This window comes from Nocardia carnea NBRC 14403 (assembly GCF_000308515.1).
GTDB classification, from domain to species: domain Bacteria; phylum Actinomycetota; class Actinomycetes; order Mycobacteriales; family Mycobacteriaceae; genus Nocardia; species Nocardia carnea.
On sequence record NZ_BAFV01000003.1, the window covers coordinates 134,882 to 148,167 of the forward strand.

Annotated in this window: 11 protein-coding genes; 7 read left to right on the plus strand and 4 right to left on the minus strand. The window is 67.0% G+C overall.

Going from position 1 to position 13,286, the window contains the following annotated elements; all coding sequences use genetic code 11:
* The first annotated feature begins 35 nt into the window (after positions 1 to 35).
* Entirely contained in the window at positions 36 to 971 is a 936-nt protein-coding gene (locus ON22_RS01145) for a LysR family transcriptional regulator (RefSeq protein WP_033243907.1), read from the plus strand.
* Here ON22_RS01145 and ON22_RS01150 read toward each other — a convergent pair.
* Both ON22_RS01150 and leuA read right to left on the minus strand, forming a co-directional pair.
* Complete coding sequence (locus tag ON22_RS01150) at positions 965 to 3,247, minus strand: nucleotide-binding protein (protein ID WP_373280835.1); 2,283 nt, start codon at positions 3,245 to 3,247, stop codon at positions 965 to 967. The two genes, ON22_RS01145 and ON22_RS01150, sit on opposite strands and share 7 nt — an antisense overlap.
* A 167-nt stretch (positions 3,248 to 3,414) precedes the next feature.
* The gene (leuA, locus tag ON22_RS01155) at positions 3,415 to 5,214 is read right to left on the minus strand and encodes a 2-isopropylmalate synthase (RefSeq protein ID WP_033243908.1); all 1,800 of its coding nucleotides are present in this window, start codon (positions 5,212 to 5,214) and stop codon (positions 3,415 to 3,417) included.
* Between the two features lie 486 nt (positions 5,215 to 5,700).
* Here leuA and ON22_RS01160 point away from each other — a divergent pair, with 486 nt between their 5' ends.
* The 3 genes from ON22_RS01160 to ON22_RS01170 all read left to right on the plus strand — a co-directional run bounded on the left by ON22_RS01160 (position 5,701) and on the right by ON22_RS01170 (position 9,246).
* Positions 5,701 to 6,465 carry a sulfite exporter TauE/SafE family protein gene (locus ON22_RS01160; protein ID WP_033243909.1) on the plus strand — a complete coding sequence of 255 codons (765 nt, stop codon included), beginning with the start codon at positions 5,701 to 5,703 and terminating at the stop codon, positions 6,463 to 6,465.
* 162 nt (positions 6,466 to 6,627) lie between these two features.
* Positions 6,628 to 8,226, plus strand: coding sequence for a GMC oxidoreductase (locus ON22_RS01165; RefSeq protein WP_081595239.1), 1,599 nt, complete (start codon positions 6,628 to 6,630; stop codon positions 8,224 to 8,226).
* A gap of 156 nt (positions 8,227 to 8,382) precedes the next feature.
* Positions 8,383 to 9,246 carry an ion transporter gene (locus ON22_RS01170; RefSeq protein ID WP_231508535.1) on the plus strand — a complete coding sequence of 288 codons (864 nt, stop codon included), beginning with the start codon at positions 8,383 to 8,385 and terminating at the stop codon, positions 9,244 to 9,246.
* Here the strand turns inward: ON22_RS01170 and ON22_RS01175 are convergent.
* Both ON22_RS01175 and ON22_RS01180 read right to left on the minus strand, forming a co-directional pair.
* The gene (locus tag ON22_RS01175) at positions 9,231 to 9,689 is read right to left on the minus strand and encodes an SRPBCC family protein (RefSeq protein ID WP_033243912.1); all 459 of its coding nucleotides are present in this window, start codon (positions 9,687 to 9,689) and stop codon (positions 9,231 to 9,233) included. The genes ON22_RS01170 and ON22_RS01175 overlap by 16 nt on opposite strands.
* Before the next feature lie 167 nt (positions 9,690 to 9,856).
* Positions 9,857 to 10,039, minus strand: a complete 183-nt coding sequence (locus tag ON22_RS01180) for a DUF1918 domain-containing protein (RefSeq protein WP_444543641.1) — start codon at positions 10,037 to 10,039, stop codon at positions 9,857 to 9,859.
* Between the two features lie 173 nt (positions 10,040 to 10,212).
* On the opposite strand from ON22_RS01180, the gene ON22_RS01185 reads away from it, so the two are divergent.
* The 3 genes from ON22_RS01185 (at position 10,213) to ON22_RS01195 (ending at position 13,279) form a co-directional block, all read left to right on the plus strand.
* Positions 10,213 to 10,797 carry a dihydrofolate reductase family protein gene (locus tag ON22_RS01185; protein ID WP_033244475.1) on the plus strand — a complete coding sequence of 195 codons (585 nt, stop codon included), beginning with the start codon at positions 10,213 to 10,215 and terminating at the stop codon, positions 10,795 to 10,797.
* A gap of 178 nt (positions 10,798 to 10,975) precedes the next feature.
* A complete protein-coding gene (locus tag ON22_RS01190; RefSeq protein ID WP_033243913.1) occupies positions 10,976 to 12,241 on the plus strand; it encodes an aspartate kinase in 1,266 nt (421 codons plus the stop codon).
* 3 nt (positions 12,242 to 12,244) lie between these two features.
* On the plus strand, positions 12,245 to 13,279 hold the full coding sequence (locus tag ON22_RS01195; protein WP_033243914.1) for an aspartate-semialdehyde dehydrogenase: 1,035 nt from the start codon (positions 12,245 to 12,247) through the stop codon (positions 13,277 to 13,279).
* Positions 13,280 to 13,286 lie beyond the last annotated feature (7 nt).

Genomic DNA, 13,286 nt, shown 5'->3' on the forward strand with positions numbered 1-13,286 from the left:
CGAATTGTTATGGACGAATGATTTAGAATTACTTAATGGTTTCACCGAACTTATCCGTGGAACGGCTCCGTGTCCTGCGGGAATTCGCCGATCGCGGCACGGTCGGCGCCGTGGCGGAGGCCCTGTCGATGACGCCGTCGGCGGTATCACAGCAATTGAAGGTGCTCACCCGGGAGGCGGGGGTCACCCTGCTCGAACCCAGCGGCCGCCGGGTGCGGCTGACCGATGCGGGCCATGCCCTCGTGGTCCGCGCCGACGAGGTGCTGGCCGCACTCGATCGCGCGGTCGCCGAAATGGCCCACTACCGCGGCTCACCCCGCGGGCAGGTGCGCGTGGCGGTGTTCCCGTCGGGTGGGGCGCTGCTGCTACCGCATGTCCTACCGGCGATGGCGGGCAGCGGTGTGGAGATCGTGGCCGGTGACGAGGATGTGCCGCCTACCGAGACACCGCGCCTGCTCGCCGATTACGACATCGTGCTCACCCACCGCGACGAACGCGCCGCGCCGGTATCCGGACCCCGGATCAGCTCCCGGGTCCTCATGCGCGAGCCCATCGATGTGCTCGTGCCGCCCGGCCATCCGCTGGCCGGAAAATCCGCGGTCACGCCGGCGGAACTCGCCGAAGAGGCATGGTTGAGTGTGCGCGGTGGTTTCCCGGTGGACGATGTCCTGCGGTCGATCGCCACCGTCACCGGTGTGGCGCCACGAATCGTTCAGCGGCTCAACGATTTCCGCATGATCGAAACATTGGTCGCCGCCGGTTACGGGGTAGCGCTCATGCCGCGCTACGTCGTCACCCACACCGGTCTGTCCCAGCTCCGGTTGTCCGGCGTCCGCGCCGCCCGGCTCTACGATCTGGTCACCCGGCCGCGCGCCGATACCCGCCCGGCCATCGCGGCCGTACTGGACTCCTTCGTGACGGCGGCCCGCCGGACCACCGCGGAGCCCCCGCCCGCGGCACCCGGTCAGTAACGGTTGCCGTACGGATACCCGTCCACATTGGCGAAATCGTCGGCGACCATCGCGGCCAGCTCCAGCAGCGCGAGCCGGGTCGGCTTGCTCACCAGCTCCAGATCGATCTCCGCACCCTCGGCGAGATGATCGTCGAACGGCACCACCTGCACCGCGCGGGTGCGGTCCAGGAACAACCGGCGCAGATGATCCAGGTTCACCGAGGTGGAACCGCGCCGCGAGGCGTTCACCACGACCACCGTCTGCCGCACCAGATGCGAATACCCGTGGTAGTCCAGCCAATCCAGCGTCGCCGAGGCGCTGCGCGCGCCGTCGATGGCGGGTGAGGTGACCAGGACGAGCGAACTCGCCATATCGAGCACCCCGGACATCGCCGAATGCATCAGCCCGGTACCGCAGTCGGTGAGGATGATGTTGTAGAACGACTGCAGGATGCCGATTGCGCGCCGGTAATCGGCCTCGCTGAACGCTTCGGAAACCGCCGGATCCTGCTCGCTGGCCAGCACTTCCAACCGGCTCGGCGATTGCGAGGTATGCGCCCGCACATCCGAGTACCGGGTGATGTTCTGGTCTTCCAGCAGATTGCGCACGGTGGAGCGGGTCTGCCGCGGCACCCGGTGGGCGAGGGTGCCCAGGTCGGGGTTGGCGTCGATGGCGATCACCCGATCGCCGCGCAGCGAGGCGAAGGTGGCGCCCAGGCCGACCGTTGTGGTGGTTTTGCCGACCCCGCCCTTGAGCGAGAGGATCGCGATCCGGAAATCGCCGTGTACGGGTGCGTTCACCCGGCCCACCAGGTCGCGGTGGACGACATCGGCGGCCGATTCACCCGGATTGATCACCCCGCGCGAAACCTTGTGCACCGCCCGGCGCCAGCCGCCGCGGGGTGCCTTGCGGGCGCGTTTGAGCAGGTTCAGATCGTTGACCGAATGGCCCGGCTGGCCCGGTTCGGGCATATGCCGCGGCTGGAACCGGCCCTGCGGCGGCTGGCCCGGCTGCTGCTGAAACGGCTGTTGCGGAGGCTGCTGTCCGCCGCCGGCCTGCGCTGCGGGGTTGCCACCCCAATCCGGTGAACCGAACTGTCCGGACATCGGGTTGCCCACCGGCGGCGGGGCCTGCTGGAACGGTTGCTGTTGAGGCGGCGCGGCCGGCATCGGCGGCGGAGCCCAGCCGTAGTCCGGGCTACCCGGCGCCTCACCCTGCGGTCCGGGGACGACACCGGGTTCGGGAGAGCCGGGCGGCGCGTAACCGCCCGGGGCCTGGTCGAATCGGCTACCGCCGTCCGCTCCCGCCCCGCTCGCGCCGGGAGCGCCGTAGGGCGGCTGCTCCGGGTTGTGCTGTCCGGGATAGAGGTTCGGGTCGGCTGTCGGGAACTGCCCGCTTCCGTACGGTGCACCGCTGTCGGGCCCGGGAGCCTGGAACCCCGGCTGCTGCTCGAATTGCCCGCTACTGTGCGGGCCGCCGGCCTCGGGTGCCTGGAATCCACCGGGCTGCGGCGGCTCGAACCCGCCGGGCCCGGCGGGTGCCTGGTACGGGTTCGGTTGATCGAACGAGCCGACGCCCGGGGCGAAGTTCGTGGCCTGGAACTGGTTCCCGTCCGGCGGTGCGAACTGGCCGACGGCATATCCGGTGTTCGAAGCCTGGAACTGGTTCGGATCCGGCTGCACGAACTGTCCGCTACCGTGCGCGGGATTCGGCGGCGGGTAGGGGCCGGGATCCGGTTGCGTGAACTGGCCGCTCGGGTAACCGGTGTTCGCGGGGGGGAACTGGTTCGGATCCGGCTGCGAGAACTGACCACCGCCGGGCGCGAACTGGTTCGGGTCCGGCTGGGCGAACTGACCGCTGCCGGGTGCGAACGATTCGGCGCCGGGTGCGGTGAACTGGCCGCCGGAGACCGGCGGTGCGAACGAATCGATCGGCGCTGCACCGTTACCGGCCGGAGCCTGACCGTCCGCACCGGGTGGGGCGAATCCGTTCTGCCCGCCCCACGGACCGGCTGCGGGATCGGCGGGCCACGGTGCAGGCGCACCGGCTTCGGGAGCCTGGTACTGGAAGTTGCCGGCGGGCGCCGGTTCCGCATCGGTTCCGCCGGTGTTCTCGTTCACCGCGGCGGTGGTGTTCTCGGTATCGCCGGCCCGCGAATCCGCGTCGGTATCCGATGGCGACCCGGTCGCCGGATCGGTGGGCGGTGTTTTCTCCTGCTCACCGCCGCCGGCGGTATCCGCCGGTTGACTCGGGGGCCAGGGCTGGGAAGTCGGGTTGTGGTCGTCAGTAGTCACAGTTCCCCCATCTGCTCGGGTTTTTCGAGCAGAGAGCTCGGCGGCGTGGAGTCGGCACCAACGCTAGCAGGTGCGGAGCGTAACGCACGCCGGTGCATTCCCGACCTCGGCCGCCGTACCCGACGGGTGCGGGTGCGGCGGCCGAGGGATGGTCCGACGAGCTCGGATTATTGCTTGGCGGCCCGGTTCACCGCCGAGACCACTGCGCGCAGCGAGGCGGTCGTGATCGAGGTGGCGATACCCACCCCCCAGACGATCCGGTCGCCGATCGCGCATTCCACATAGGCCGCGGCCTGGGCATCGTCACCCGCCGACAGGGCATGCTCGGAGTAGTCGAGCACCTCGACCTGATAGCCGACCGCCGCGATGGCGTCGACGAAGGCCGCGAGCGGGCCGTTACCGCTACCGGAGATCTCCTGTTCGACACCGTCCACCTTGACCACGGCGGTGATGCTGTCGGTCCCACCGTCGGTTTCCGAGGCGGTCACCTTCTGCCGCATCCGCTCCAGTGGCCGGATCGGGGTCAGGTACTCGTCGGCGAAGGCGTCCCACATCTCCTTCGGCGTGACTTCGCCGCCCTCGCCGTCGGTGATCTGCTGGACGGCCTGGGAGAACTCGATCTGCAGCCGGCGCGGCAGCGCCAGGCCGTGATCGGTCTTCATGATGTAGGCCACACCACCCTTACCGGACTGCGAGTTGACCCGGATGACGGCCTCGTAGGTCCGGCCGACATCCTTCGGGTCGATCGGCAGGTAGGGCACCTCCCACGACATATCGTCCACATCGGTCTCGGCAGCGTCCGCGGCGGCCTTCATGGCGTCGAGGCCCTTGTTGATGGCGTCCTGATGGCTGCCTGAGAACGCGGTGTACACCAGATCGCCGCCGTAGGGGTGGCGTTCGTGGACGGGCAGCTGGTTGCAGTACTCCACCGTCCGGCGGATCTCGTCGATATCGGAGAAGTTGATCTGCGGGTCCACACCCTGGGAGAACATATTCATCCCCAGAGTGACCAGGCAGACGTTGCCGGTGCGTTCGCCGTTACCGAACAGGCAGCCCTCGATCCGGTCGGCGCCGGCCTGATAGCCGAGCTCCGCGGCGGCGACGGCGGTGCCCCGGTCGTTGTGCGGATGCAGCGACAGCACGATCGAATCGCGCCGCGCCAGATTGCGGTGCATCCATTCGATGGAGTCGGCGTACACGTTCGGGGTCGCCATCTCCACCGTCGCGGGCAGGTTGATGATCAGCGGTTTGTCCGGGGTCGGGGCGATGATCTCGGAGACCGCGTCGCAGACCTCCTTGGCGTATTCCAGCTCGGTGCCGGTGTAGGACTCCGGGCTGTATTCGTAACGCCAATTGGTGTCCGGGTAGCGCTGCTCGACCTGCAGGCACAGCCGCGCGGCATCGGTGGCGATATTGCGGACCGCATCGCGATCGGCCCGGAACACCACCCGCCGCTGCAGGATGGAGGTCGAGTTGTAGAAGTGCACGATCACGTTCGTGGCACCGGCGCAGGCCTCGAAGGTGCGCTCGATCAGTTCGGGACGGCACTGGGTGAGCACCTGGATGGTGACATCGTCGGGGATTGCGCCGTCTTCGATGATCTCGCGAACGAAATCGAAATCGGTCTGGCTGGCCGACGGGAAACCGACCTCGATCTCCTTGTAACCCATCCGCACCAGCAGATCGAACATCCGGCGTTTGCGGGCGGGGCTCATCGGGTCGATCAGCGCCTGGTTGCCGTCGCGCAGGTCGACGGCGCACCAGGCGGGGGCGCGGTCGATCACCTTGTCCGGCCAGGTCCGGTCGGGCAGCGTGACGGGTTCGACCTCTTCGGCGAACGGCCGGTAGCGGAACACCGGCATGGAGGAGTTCTTCTGCTGGTTCCACGCAGGCTGGTCGGCGGGCGCGGGCTTGGCGGGCGCGGTGATGGTGCGCGTGCTCGATACGAAGGCGTCAGCGGGTGACATGCGATTTCTCCGTGGGTGAGATTGTTTCCCGAATTGGGTCGACCGGCGCGGCGGAACCCCGCGACGGGAAGCCGGTCCGATCAGACCCCGTCGCGGCGGCTGAGAAGAAGTGCCCGCTGCATAACCCGTGCGAGTCTACCCCCTGCGCCACCACCCCTGACAAGGCGGTGCGGAGGGTCGACGTTTCACCGCCGCCCGGATGCCGAGCCCGCCCGGACCCTGCCCGAGGTCGTCGCCGGTCGGCGGCACGGTTGCCGCCGACCACGGGCAAGGCCGCGTGAATACTCCGTTGTTGTCACGGTCCAGTCGGCGGCTGCCGCGGTCTCGGCGCCTTGCGTCGGTGAGGTACGTGACCCGCTCGCGTAGGGGATGCGGAATTGCGCTGCGGTCTGCGGGGCCGTCGCTACTGCAGGGGACCGCAACGGTTAGCGTGCCTGGGTGCGTTGCGAGTGACCGGATTGTTCCGGCGAGGTCGAGAGGTCGAGCATGAGTTGGCTGGAAATGCTGGCCGTTTTCGCCGCGGGTATCGCCGCGGGCGGAATCAATGCGGTCGTGGGGTCCGGCACGCTGATCACCTTCCCGGTGCTGCTCGCCGTGGGACTGCCGCCGGTGACGGCGAACGTTTCCAACACCGTCGGTCTCGTACCCGGTTCGCTCAGCGGCGTCATCGGCTACCGCCGGGAACTGTCCGGCCAGCGGGCCCGGCTGTTGCGGTACGGCTCGGCATCGCTGCTGGGGGCCGCGGTCGGCGCGGTACTGCTGCTCAACCTGCCCGAAGACGCGTTCGCCACGATCGTGCCGGTGCTGATCATCATCGCGCTGGTGCTGGTGGTCCTGCAACCGAGGCTGTCGGCGTGGGTGCGCGAACGGCAGCGCGATAAGGAGGCCACGCCCGCGCACGGTGGCCCGATCCTGTTGGCCGCGATTTTCGCGACCGGTATCTACGGCGGCTATTTCGGAGCCGCCCAGGGCGTGCTGCTGGTGGGGCTGCTCGGGGTGTTCGTACAGGACGAACTCCAGCGGCTCAATGCGGTGAAGAATGTGCTGGCGCTGCTGGTGAACGCATTGGCCGCGGTCGTTTTCATCGCGGTCGCCGAGATCGATTGGCGGGTGGTCGCGCTGATCGCGGCCGGGTCGATCATCGGGGGACAGATCGGCGCGCGGGTGGGGCGGCGGCTGTCACCGAATGTGCTGCGCGCGGTGATCGTGGTGGTCGGCACGATCGCGGTGATCCGCCTGATATTCGGCTGACCAGCAAGTTGTTCGCCTGACCAGTACGAATCCGCCTCGCGCCCAGGGGGGTTCGCGGCTTCCGCTGTTCAATACCGGTGAATATCGGTACCATCCCTGCGCTTGTTGCGTTACGAAAGAGGTACAGGGGTGGATAGGCGATCCCTTTTCAAGGCTGCGGGGATGGCTGCGCTGGTCGGGGCGGTGGGATCGGTCGCGAAACCCGGCCCCGTCCTTCCGTGGGCCGCGGCACAGCCGATCTGGCACGAACTCTTCGCCCAGTGGGTTCCGGAAATCTTCGAACCGATACCCGACGCGCCGCAACATACCGAGGCCATCGTCATCGGCTCCGGTTTCGGCGCGGCCGTTACCGCGCTACGGCTGGCCCAGGCCGGGGTCGCGACCACGGTGCTGGAACGCGGATCACGCTGGCCCAACGACCCCTGGCGCGAGATCTTCACCGGCGACGACCTGCCCGACGGCCGCGGTTTCTGGCATGCCACCAGCTTCACCGGTGTCACCAAGGTGCCGATGCAATTCGCCGATTTCGGCGGCGTACTGGACTGCACGTGCTACCCCGGCATCGACGTCTGGCGGGGATCCGCGGTCGGCGGTGGATCGGTGATCTTCACCGGCGCGATGATCGCACCGGAGCGCCGGCTGTTCGACCATGTCTTCGGCGGCGTGGTCGACTACGGGGAGCTGGAGCGCGTCTACTACCCGCGGGTCCGGTCCATGCTCCGGCTGGACACGATGCCCGCCGATATCTACAACTCGTCGCCGTTCAGCCACTCGCGCGCCTGGGACGACCAGGTCCGTAAGGCCGGCTACCGGCCCGTTCCCAACGATTCGATCTTTACCTGGGATGTGCTGCGCGGGGAGCTGAACGGGTCCACCCGGCCCTCGGCGACCGTCGGCCGCAGCAACCTCGGCAACTCCAACGGCGCCAAGTTCGATCTCAACCAGAACTATCTGAAGGACGCCCAGGCCGGCGGTAAGGCGCGGATCTTCCCGGGGCACCGGGTCGACGCCATCGCCGAGGAACCGGGCGGCCGGTTCTCGGTCACGGTATCCAAACTCCATCCCACCGGCGTGGTGGTCGGCACCCGCACGATCACCTGCGACAAGTTGTTCCTCGGTGCCGGTTCGATCGGCACCTCGGAACTGCTGGTCCGCGCCCGCGAGACCGGTGCGCTGCCGCGGCTGAACGAGCATGTCGGCGACGGCTGGGGCACCAACGGTGATGTGGTGCTGGCCCGCGGCGCCAGTTCGGTCGCGGGGAACGGGCAGGGTGTGCCCAGTGCCAGCCGCATCCACGACGACAGCGGGACCGCGCTCACTCTGGAGAACTGGTACATCCCCGGTATCCCGTTCGAGACCGGAGCGCTGGCCTCGCTCGCCGTGGTCCTGGACCCCACTCGCGCCCGCTTCGGTTTCGACCCGGCCACCGGCGGGGTCGGGCTGTCCTGGCCGACGCGGGCGCAGGAGGAGGTGACCGCGGCCGCGCTCGCGGTGGACCGGCGGATCGCGGAGCGGGCCGGTGCGCTAGCCGAATACAGTGCGCTGGGATACGACGCGAACGCCCTGTTCACGGCCCATCCGCTGGGCGGCGCCGTGCTAGGTAAGGCGACCGACTCCTACGGCCGGGTGCACGGCTATCGCGGTCTCTACGTGATGGACGGCGCGGCAATTCCCGGCAGTACGGCGACAGCGAACCCGTCGCTCACCATCACCGCGCTGGCCGAACGCAATATCGAGGCGATCATTCGCGAGGGTCGCTGAACAGGGCGAAATCTGCGCGGCGCGCCGAGGATCCCGGGCCGCCGGTACGGTCCCGTTCAGTGGTGCGCGGCCCGCACGGCGGCGTATTCGGGGGCTCGGGCGGGCGGTGAGCGGGTAATACTTGACTACGATCTTTCGGCGTCGAAGGGAATGTAGGTGTCAACACCGTCGTCCACGGAATCCGGGCCGATGGCCGTAGCCGCAACGGCCGAACCGGACGAATTCCCGCGGAAGCCGCCCGCGCTGTGGACCGATTTCGTCATGCTGGCACTGGCCGTCGCCTCGGTGGTGCTGGTGGGCTGGATCACCTTCTTCGAGGTGGATCCCGATACCTACCGCTATATCGTCATCGCGGATTACACGATCTGCGCAGTTTTCGCGGCCGAGTTCCTGTGGCGCTGGCGGCGGGCCGGCTGGCCGTGGACCTATCCGTTCGTCTATTGGTACGAAATTCTCGGCATGATCCCGGTGACCAGCCCGTTCTTCCGGGCGTTCCGGCTGTTGCGGATCATCGTGATCCTCGTACGCCTGGCCCGGGTGGCCGACCGGGTCTTCGGTGACCGGGTCACCGCGGCGGTGATCAACCATTCCGTGGGCACGATCGTGGAGGTCATCAAACGGCCGATGACCATCGCGATCATGGAGGAGGTCACCGCGGTACTGCGCACCGGCCACTACACCCGCAATATCGCGAACGCGCTGGAGGAGAACCGCGGCGAACTGGACGAGATGATCGTCGAGATGATCAAGAACGATCCGCAGACCGGCCGGGTGCGCTACATCCCGTTCCACGACGACATCATCCGGTTGGTCGCCGATACCGTTTTCCGCATCCTGTTCCAGGTGCTGGCCGATCCGCGCACCGACGAACTGGTGTCGGACATGATCCGGGAGAACGTCGATCAGATCCGTGATTCCGTGCGGTCCGGGGTCAAGGTCGCCCCGTCGGCCTACGGCCCGACACCGCACCATCTCACCGCCCGCCATATCAACGGGCAGCGGGATCAGACGAGGTCGTAGGCCTCGGATTCGCCGAACTGTTCGGCGTAGTCGGTGAAATTCTCGACCAGGGTCTCGTAGGTTCTGCGGACCGTGCGTTTGGCCAGGAAACCCGGTAGCGGGACCGGGGTGTGCTGTTCGACTCGCAGTAACACCTGGCTACCGCCCGCGTCGCCGGTGACCTCGAAGGATCCGCCGCCTCTGATCCCGCGCGTACTGTCGGCGACCTCCCACGACATCCGGTGGTCCGACCAGTCGAACTCCCACACCTGCATATCGGGTGTATTGGAGACATCGACCTGGATGAAGACCCGCCGCGGGCGGCCGGCGTCGTCGCGGGTGGCGACCCTGGCGTCGGTGAAATCCGGTGACCATTCGGCGAACATTTCGACCGCCATCAGTGCGTCCATTACCTGTGATGGATCGGCTTGGACGTCGAAACTGATATCGGTCTTCGTACGCATCTGATCCCTCGCGCCCCCGGTTATTACGAATAGGCCACGATTGTCTCCCGGTCGGCGCGTGATCGTCAACACGCTGCCCGGTGAGATTAAGGTGCCCGGCCCGTGGGCATGCGGCTCGTAAATAACTACGGGCGTCTGCTCAGGGCCTGATTCCGGGGTGGGCGAGCTCAGTGTGGATGTTCGACCGTGGCGTCCGGTCCGGGGAAGACCAGGGACTCGTGGCCGTCGTCGAAACGCACGATGTACGGCGGTGATCCCTCCGGTCCGCGTACTTCGACGATCTCCCCTTCGTGATCACTTTGCCCGACGGTGTGCCCGTGCACATGCAAGCGGTCTCCGACATTCGCCATCATGATTTCCATTATTCGGTGATCGTGTCGGGTATCACAACCCAAATCGTATGGCTATTACTTGTTCGACCGGGGTCGATATGCGCCGCCGGGGAGCGATTCTTGACACCACTGCAATCGTAGTACTATATTCAAACCACTTCAATTAGAGTGATATGGACAGGCGGGACCTCATGCGAAAGCTGACCTACTACGTGGGCTCATCCATCGACGGCTATATCGCCGGTCCGGGCGGGGAAGTCGACTTCTACCCGGTCGCCGACGACATGATGGAGTGGATCAATGCCCGCTATCCGGAAACGGTCCCGCGCCATATCCGGGAACTCGTCGGCCTGCCCGTCGATACGTCCAACCAGCGCTGGGACACCCTGGTCATGGGCCGCGGAACCTACGATCCGGCCCTCGAGGCCGGCATCGCCAGCCCCTACCCGCATATGAAGCAGTACGTCGTCTCGACCACGCTCGAACGGATCGACGATCCCGAGATCGAACTCGTCCGCACCGACCCCGTCGAACTCGTGCAGCGCCTCAAGCGGGAAGAAGGTCCGGAGGGTAAGGACATCTGGCTCGCCGGGGGCGGCAAACTCGCGGGGGCACTGATAGGCGAGATCGACGAGCTGATCGTCAAGAGCTATCCGGTATCGGCCGGTGCGGGTGTCCCGATCATCAGCGGGGCGTTCCGGCCGGCGCTGTTCACTCCCGTGCGGCGCAAGGAGTTCGGTAACGGCGCGCAGGTCACCTGGTTCGAACGCGGCTGAGGCCGGCCCCGGGGCGAGGTCGGGCGCCCGCGCGTCGGGCGGTTGTCCGGCGCGGTAAACGTGACGTCGCACGGCTGTGTGTTATTCCACAGCCAGGGCGGATACTGCCGGAACATGCACAGCGGGCTCGGTACGCTTATGCACTGATCGCCTGTTCGCCGACATTGGAGGACCCCTCGTGGCACTCGTTGTCCAGAAGTACGGAGGATCCTCGGTCGCCTCGGCCGACCGGATCCGGCGCGTCGCCGAACGGATCGTCGAGACGAAGAAGCAAGGCCACGACGTGGTCGTGGTCTGCTCGGCCATGGGCGACACCACCGACGAACTGCTCGACCTGGCCGAACAGGTCGCTCCCGCGCCACCCGCGCGGGAGATGGATATGTTGCTCACCTCCGGTGAACGCATCTCCAATGCACTGGTGGCCATGGCCATCCACACTCTCGGCGCCGAGGCGCGGTCGTTCACCGGCTCCCAGGCCGGCGTGATCACCACATCGGTGCACGGTAAGGCCAAGATCATCGACGTGACGCCCAGCCGCGTGCAGGAAGCTCTCGACGAGGGCACGATCGTGCTCGTCGCGGGTTTCCAGGGCGTGAGCCAGGACAGCAAAGACGTCACCACGCTGGGGCGTGGCGGTTCGGATACCACCGCCGTCGCCCTGGCGGCCGCGCTGGAAGCCGACGTCTGCGAGATCTACACCGACGTGGACGGAGTATTCACCGCCGATCCGCGCATCGTCGCCGACGCGCAGAAACTCGAGCAGGTCTCCTACGAGGAGATGCTGGAGATGGCGGCCTGTGGGTCCAAAGTGCTGATGCTGCGCTGTGTCGAATACGCGCGCCGCTACAACGTGCCCGTGCATGTGCGCTCGTCCTATACCGACAAGCCGGGCACCTACGTATACGGATCGATGGAGGACATTCCCTTGGAACAAGCAATCCTCACGGGCGTCGCGCACGACCGCAGCGAGGCCAAGGTGACCGTGGTCGGGCTACCGGACGTTCCCGGATACGCCGCCAAGGTGTTCCGCGCCGTCGCCGAGTCCGAGATCAACATCGATATGGTCCTGCAGAACATCTCCAAGGTGGAGACCGGGAAGACCGATATCACCTTCACCCTGCCCCGTTCCGACGGTCAGCGGGCGGTGGAGATGCTCGCCGGGCACCAGGAGGAGATCGGCTTCTCGCAGGTGCTCTACGACGATCACATCGGCAAGGTGTCGCTGGTCGGCGCCGGTATGAAGAGCCACCCCGGGGTCACTGCCACCTTCTGTGAGGCGCTGGCCGAGGCCGGTATCAATATCGACCTCATCTCGACCTCCGAGATCCGCATCTCGGTACTGGTCAAGGACACCGAACTCGACGACGCCGTGCAGGTCCTGCACCGCGCCTTCGATCTCGGCGGCGACGAGGTCGCCGTCGTGCACGCCGGAACGGGGCGATAACCGATGGGTGTACGTGTAGGCGTGGTCGGCGCGACCGGACAGGTCGGCGCCGTGATGCGCAAACTCCTGGAAGAACGTGATTTCCCCGCCGATGAGATGCGGTTCTTCGCCTCGGCCCGCTCGGCCGGGAAGAAACTGCCGTGGCGCGGCGGCGAGATCGTCGTGGAGGACACCGAAACCGCCGACCCCGCCGGCCTGGATATCGCCCTGTTCTCCGCGGGCGCGACCATGTCGCGCGTGCAGGCGCCGCGGTTCGCGGCGGCCGGGGTCACGGTGATCGACAATTCGTCGGCGTGGCGTAAAGATCCGGATGTCCCGCTGGTGGTCAGTGAGGTCAATCCGGAACAGACCCGCAATCTCACCAAGGGCATCATCGCCAACCCGAACTGCACCACGATGGCCGCCATGCCGGTGCTCAAACCGCTGCACGACGCGGCCGGGCTGCAGCGCCTGATCGTGTCCAGTTACCAGGCGGTCTCGGGTAGCGGGCTGGCCGGCGTCGAGGAACTCGTCTCGCAGACCCGCGCGGTGATCGACGACGCCGAGAAACTCACCCACGACGGCAGCGCCGTGGATTTCCCGGCCCCGAACAAGTACGTGGCACCCATCGCCTTCAACGTGCTCGCGCTCGCGGGTTCGCTGGTGGACGATGGTTCCGGCGAAACCGACGAGGACCAGAAGCTGCGCAACGAGAGCCGCAAGATTCTCGGTCTGCCGGAGCTGCTGGTGAGTGGCACCTGCGTGCGGGTCCCGGTGTTCACCGGCCACTCGCTGTCGATCAACGCCGAATTCGCCGATCCGCTGTCGGTGCAGCGGGCCCAGGAGATCCTGGCGAAGGCGCCCGGTGTGCAGCTGGCCGATGTGCCGACGCCGCTGGCCGCCGCGGGTAAGGACGAATCCCTGGTCGGACGTATCCGCCAGGATCCGGGTGTGCCGGACGGGCGCGGTCTGGCGCTGTTCATCTCCGGCGACAATCTGCGCAAGGGCGCCGCGCTCAACACCATCCAGATCGCGGAAGTCCTGCTCGCCGATCGGTGACGACGAG

Excerpts from the sequence above, each read along its gene's own strand:
- ON22_RS01195 (WP_033243914.1), top strand. The coding sequence starts at position 12,245 with ATGGGTGTACGTGTAGGCGTGGTCGGCGCGACCGGACAGGTCGGCGCC.
- ON22_RS01185 (WP_033244475.1), top strand. The coding sequence starts at position 10,213 with ATGCGAAAGCTGACCTACTACGTGGGCTCATCCATCGACGGCTATATC.
- ON22_RS01160 (WP_033243909.1), top strand. The coding sequence starts at position 5,701 with ATGAGTTGGCTGGAAATGCTGGCCGTTTTCGCCGCGGGTATCGCCGCG.
- ON22_RS01145 (WP_033243907.1), top strand. The coding sequence starts at position 36 with ATGGTTTCACCGAACTTATCCGTGGAACGGCTCCGTGTCCTGCGGGAA.
- ON22_RS01175 (WP_033243912.1), bottom strand. The coding sequence starts at position 9,689 with ATGCGTACGAAGACCGATATCAGTTTCGACGTCCAAGCCGATCCATCA.
- leuA (WP_033243908.1), bottom strand. The coding sequence starts at position 5,214 with ATGTCACCCGCTGACGCCTTCGTATCGAGCACGCGCACCATCACCGCG.
- ON22_RS01165 (WP_081595239.1), top strand. The coding sequence starts at position 6,628 with ATGGCTGCGCTGGTCGGGGCGGTGGGATCGGTCGCGAAACCCGGCCCC.
- ON22_RS01180 (WP_444543641.1), bottom strand. The coding sequence starts at position 10,039 with ATGGCGAATGTCGGAGACCGCTTGCATGTGCACGGGCACACCGTCGGG.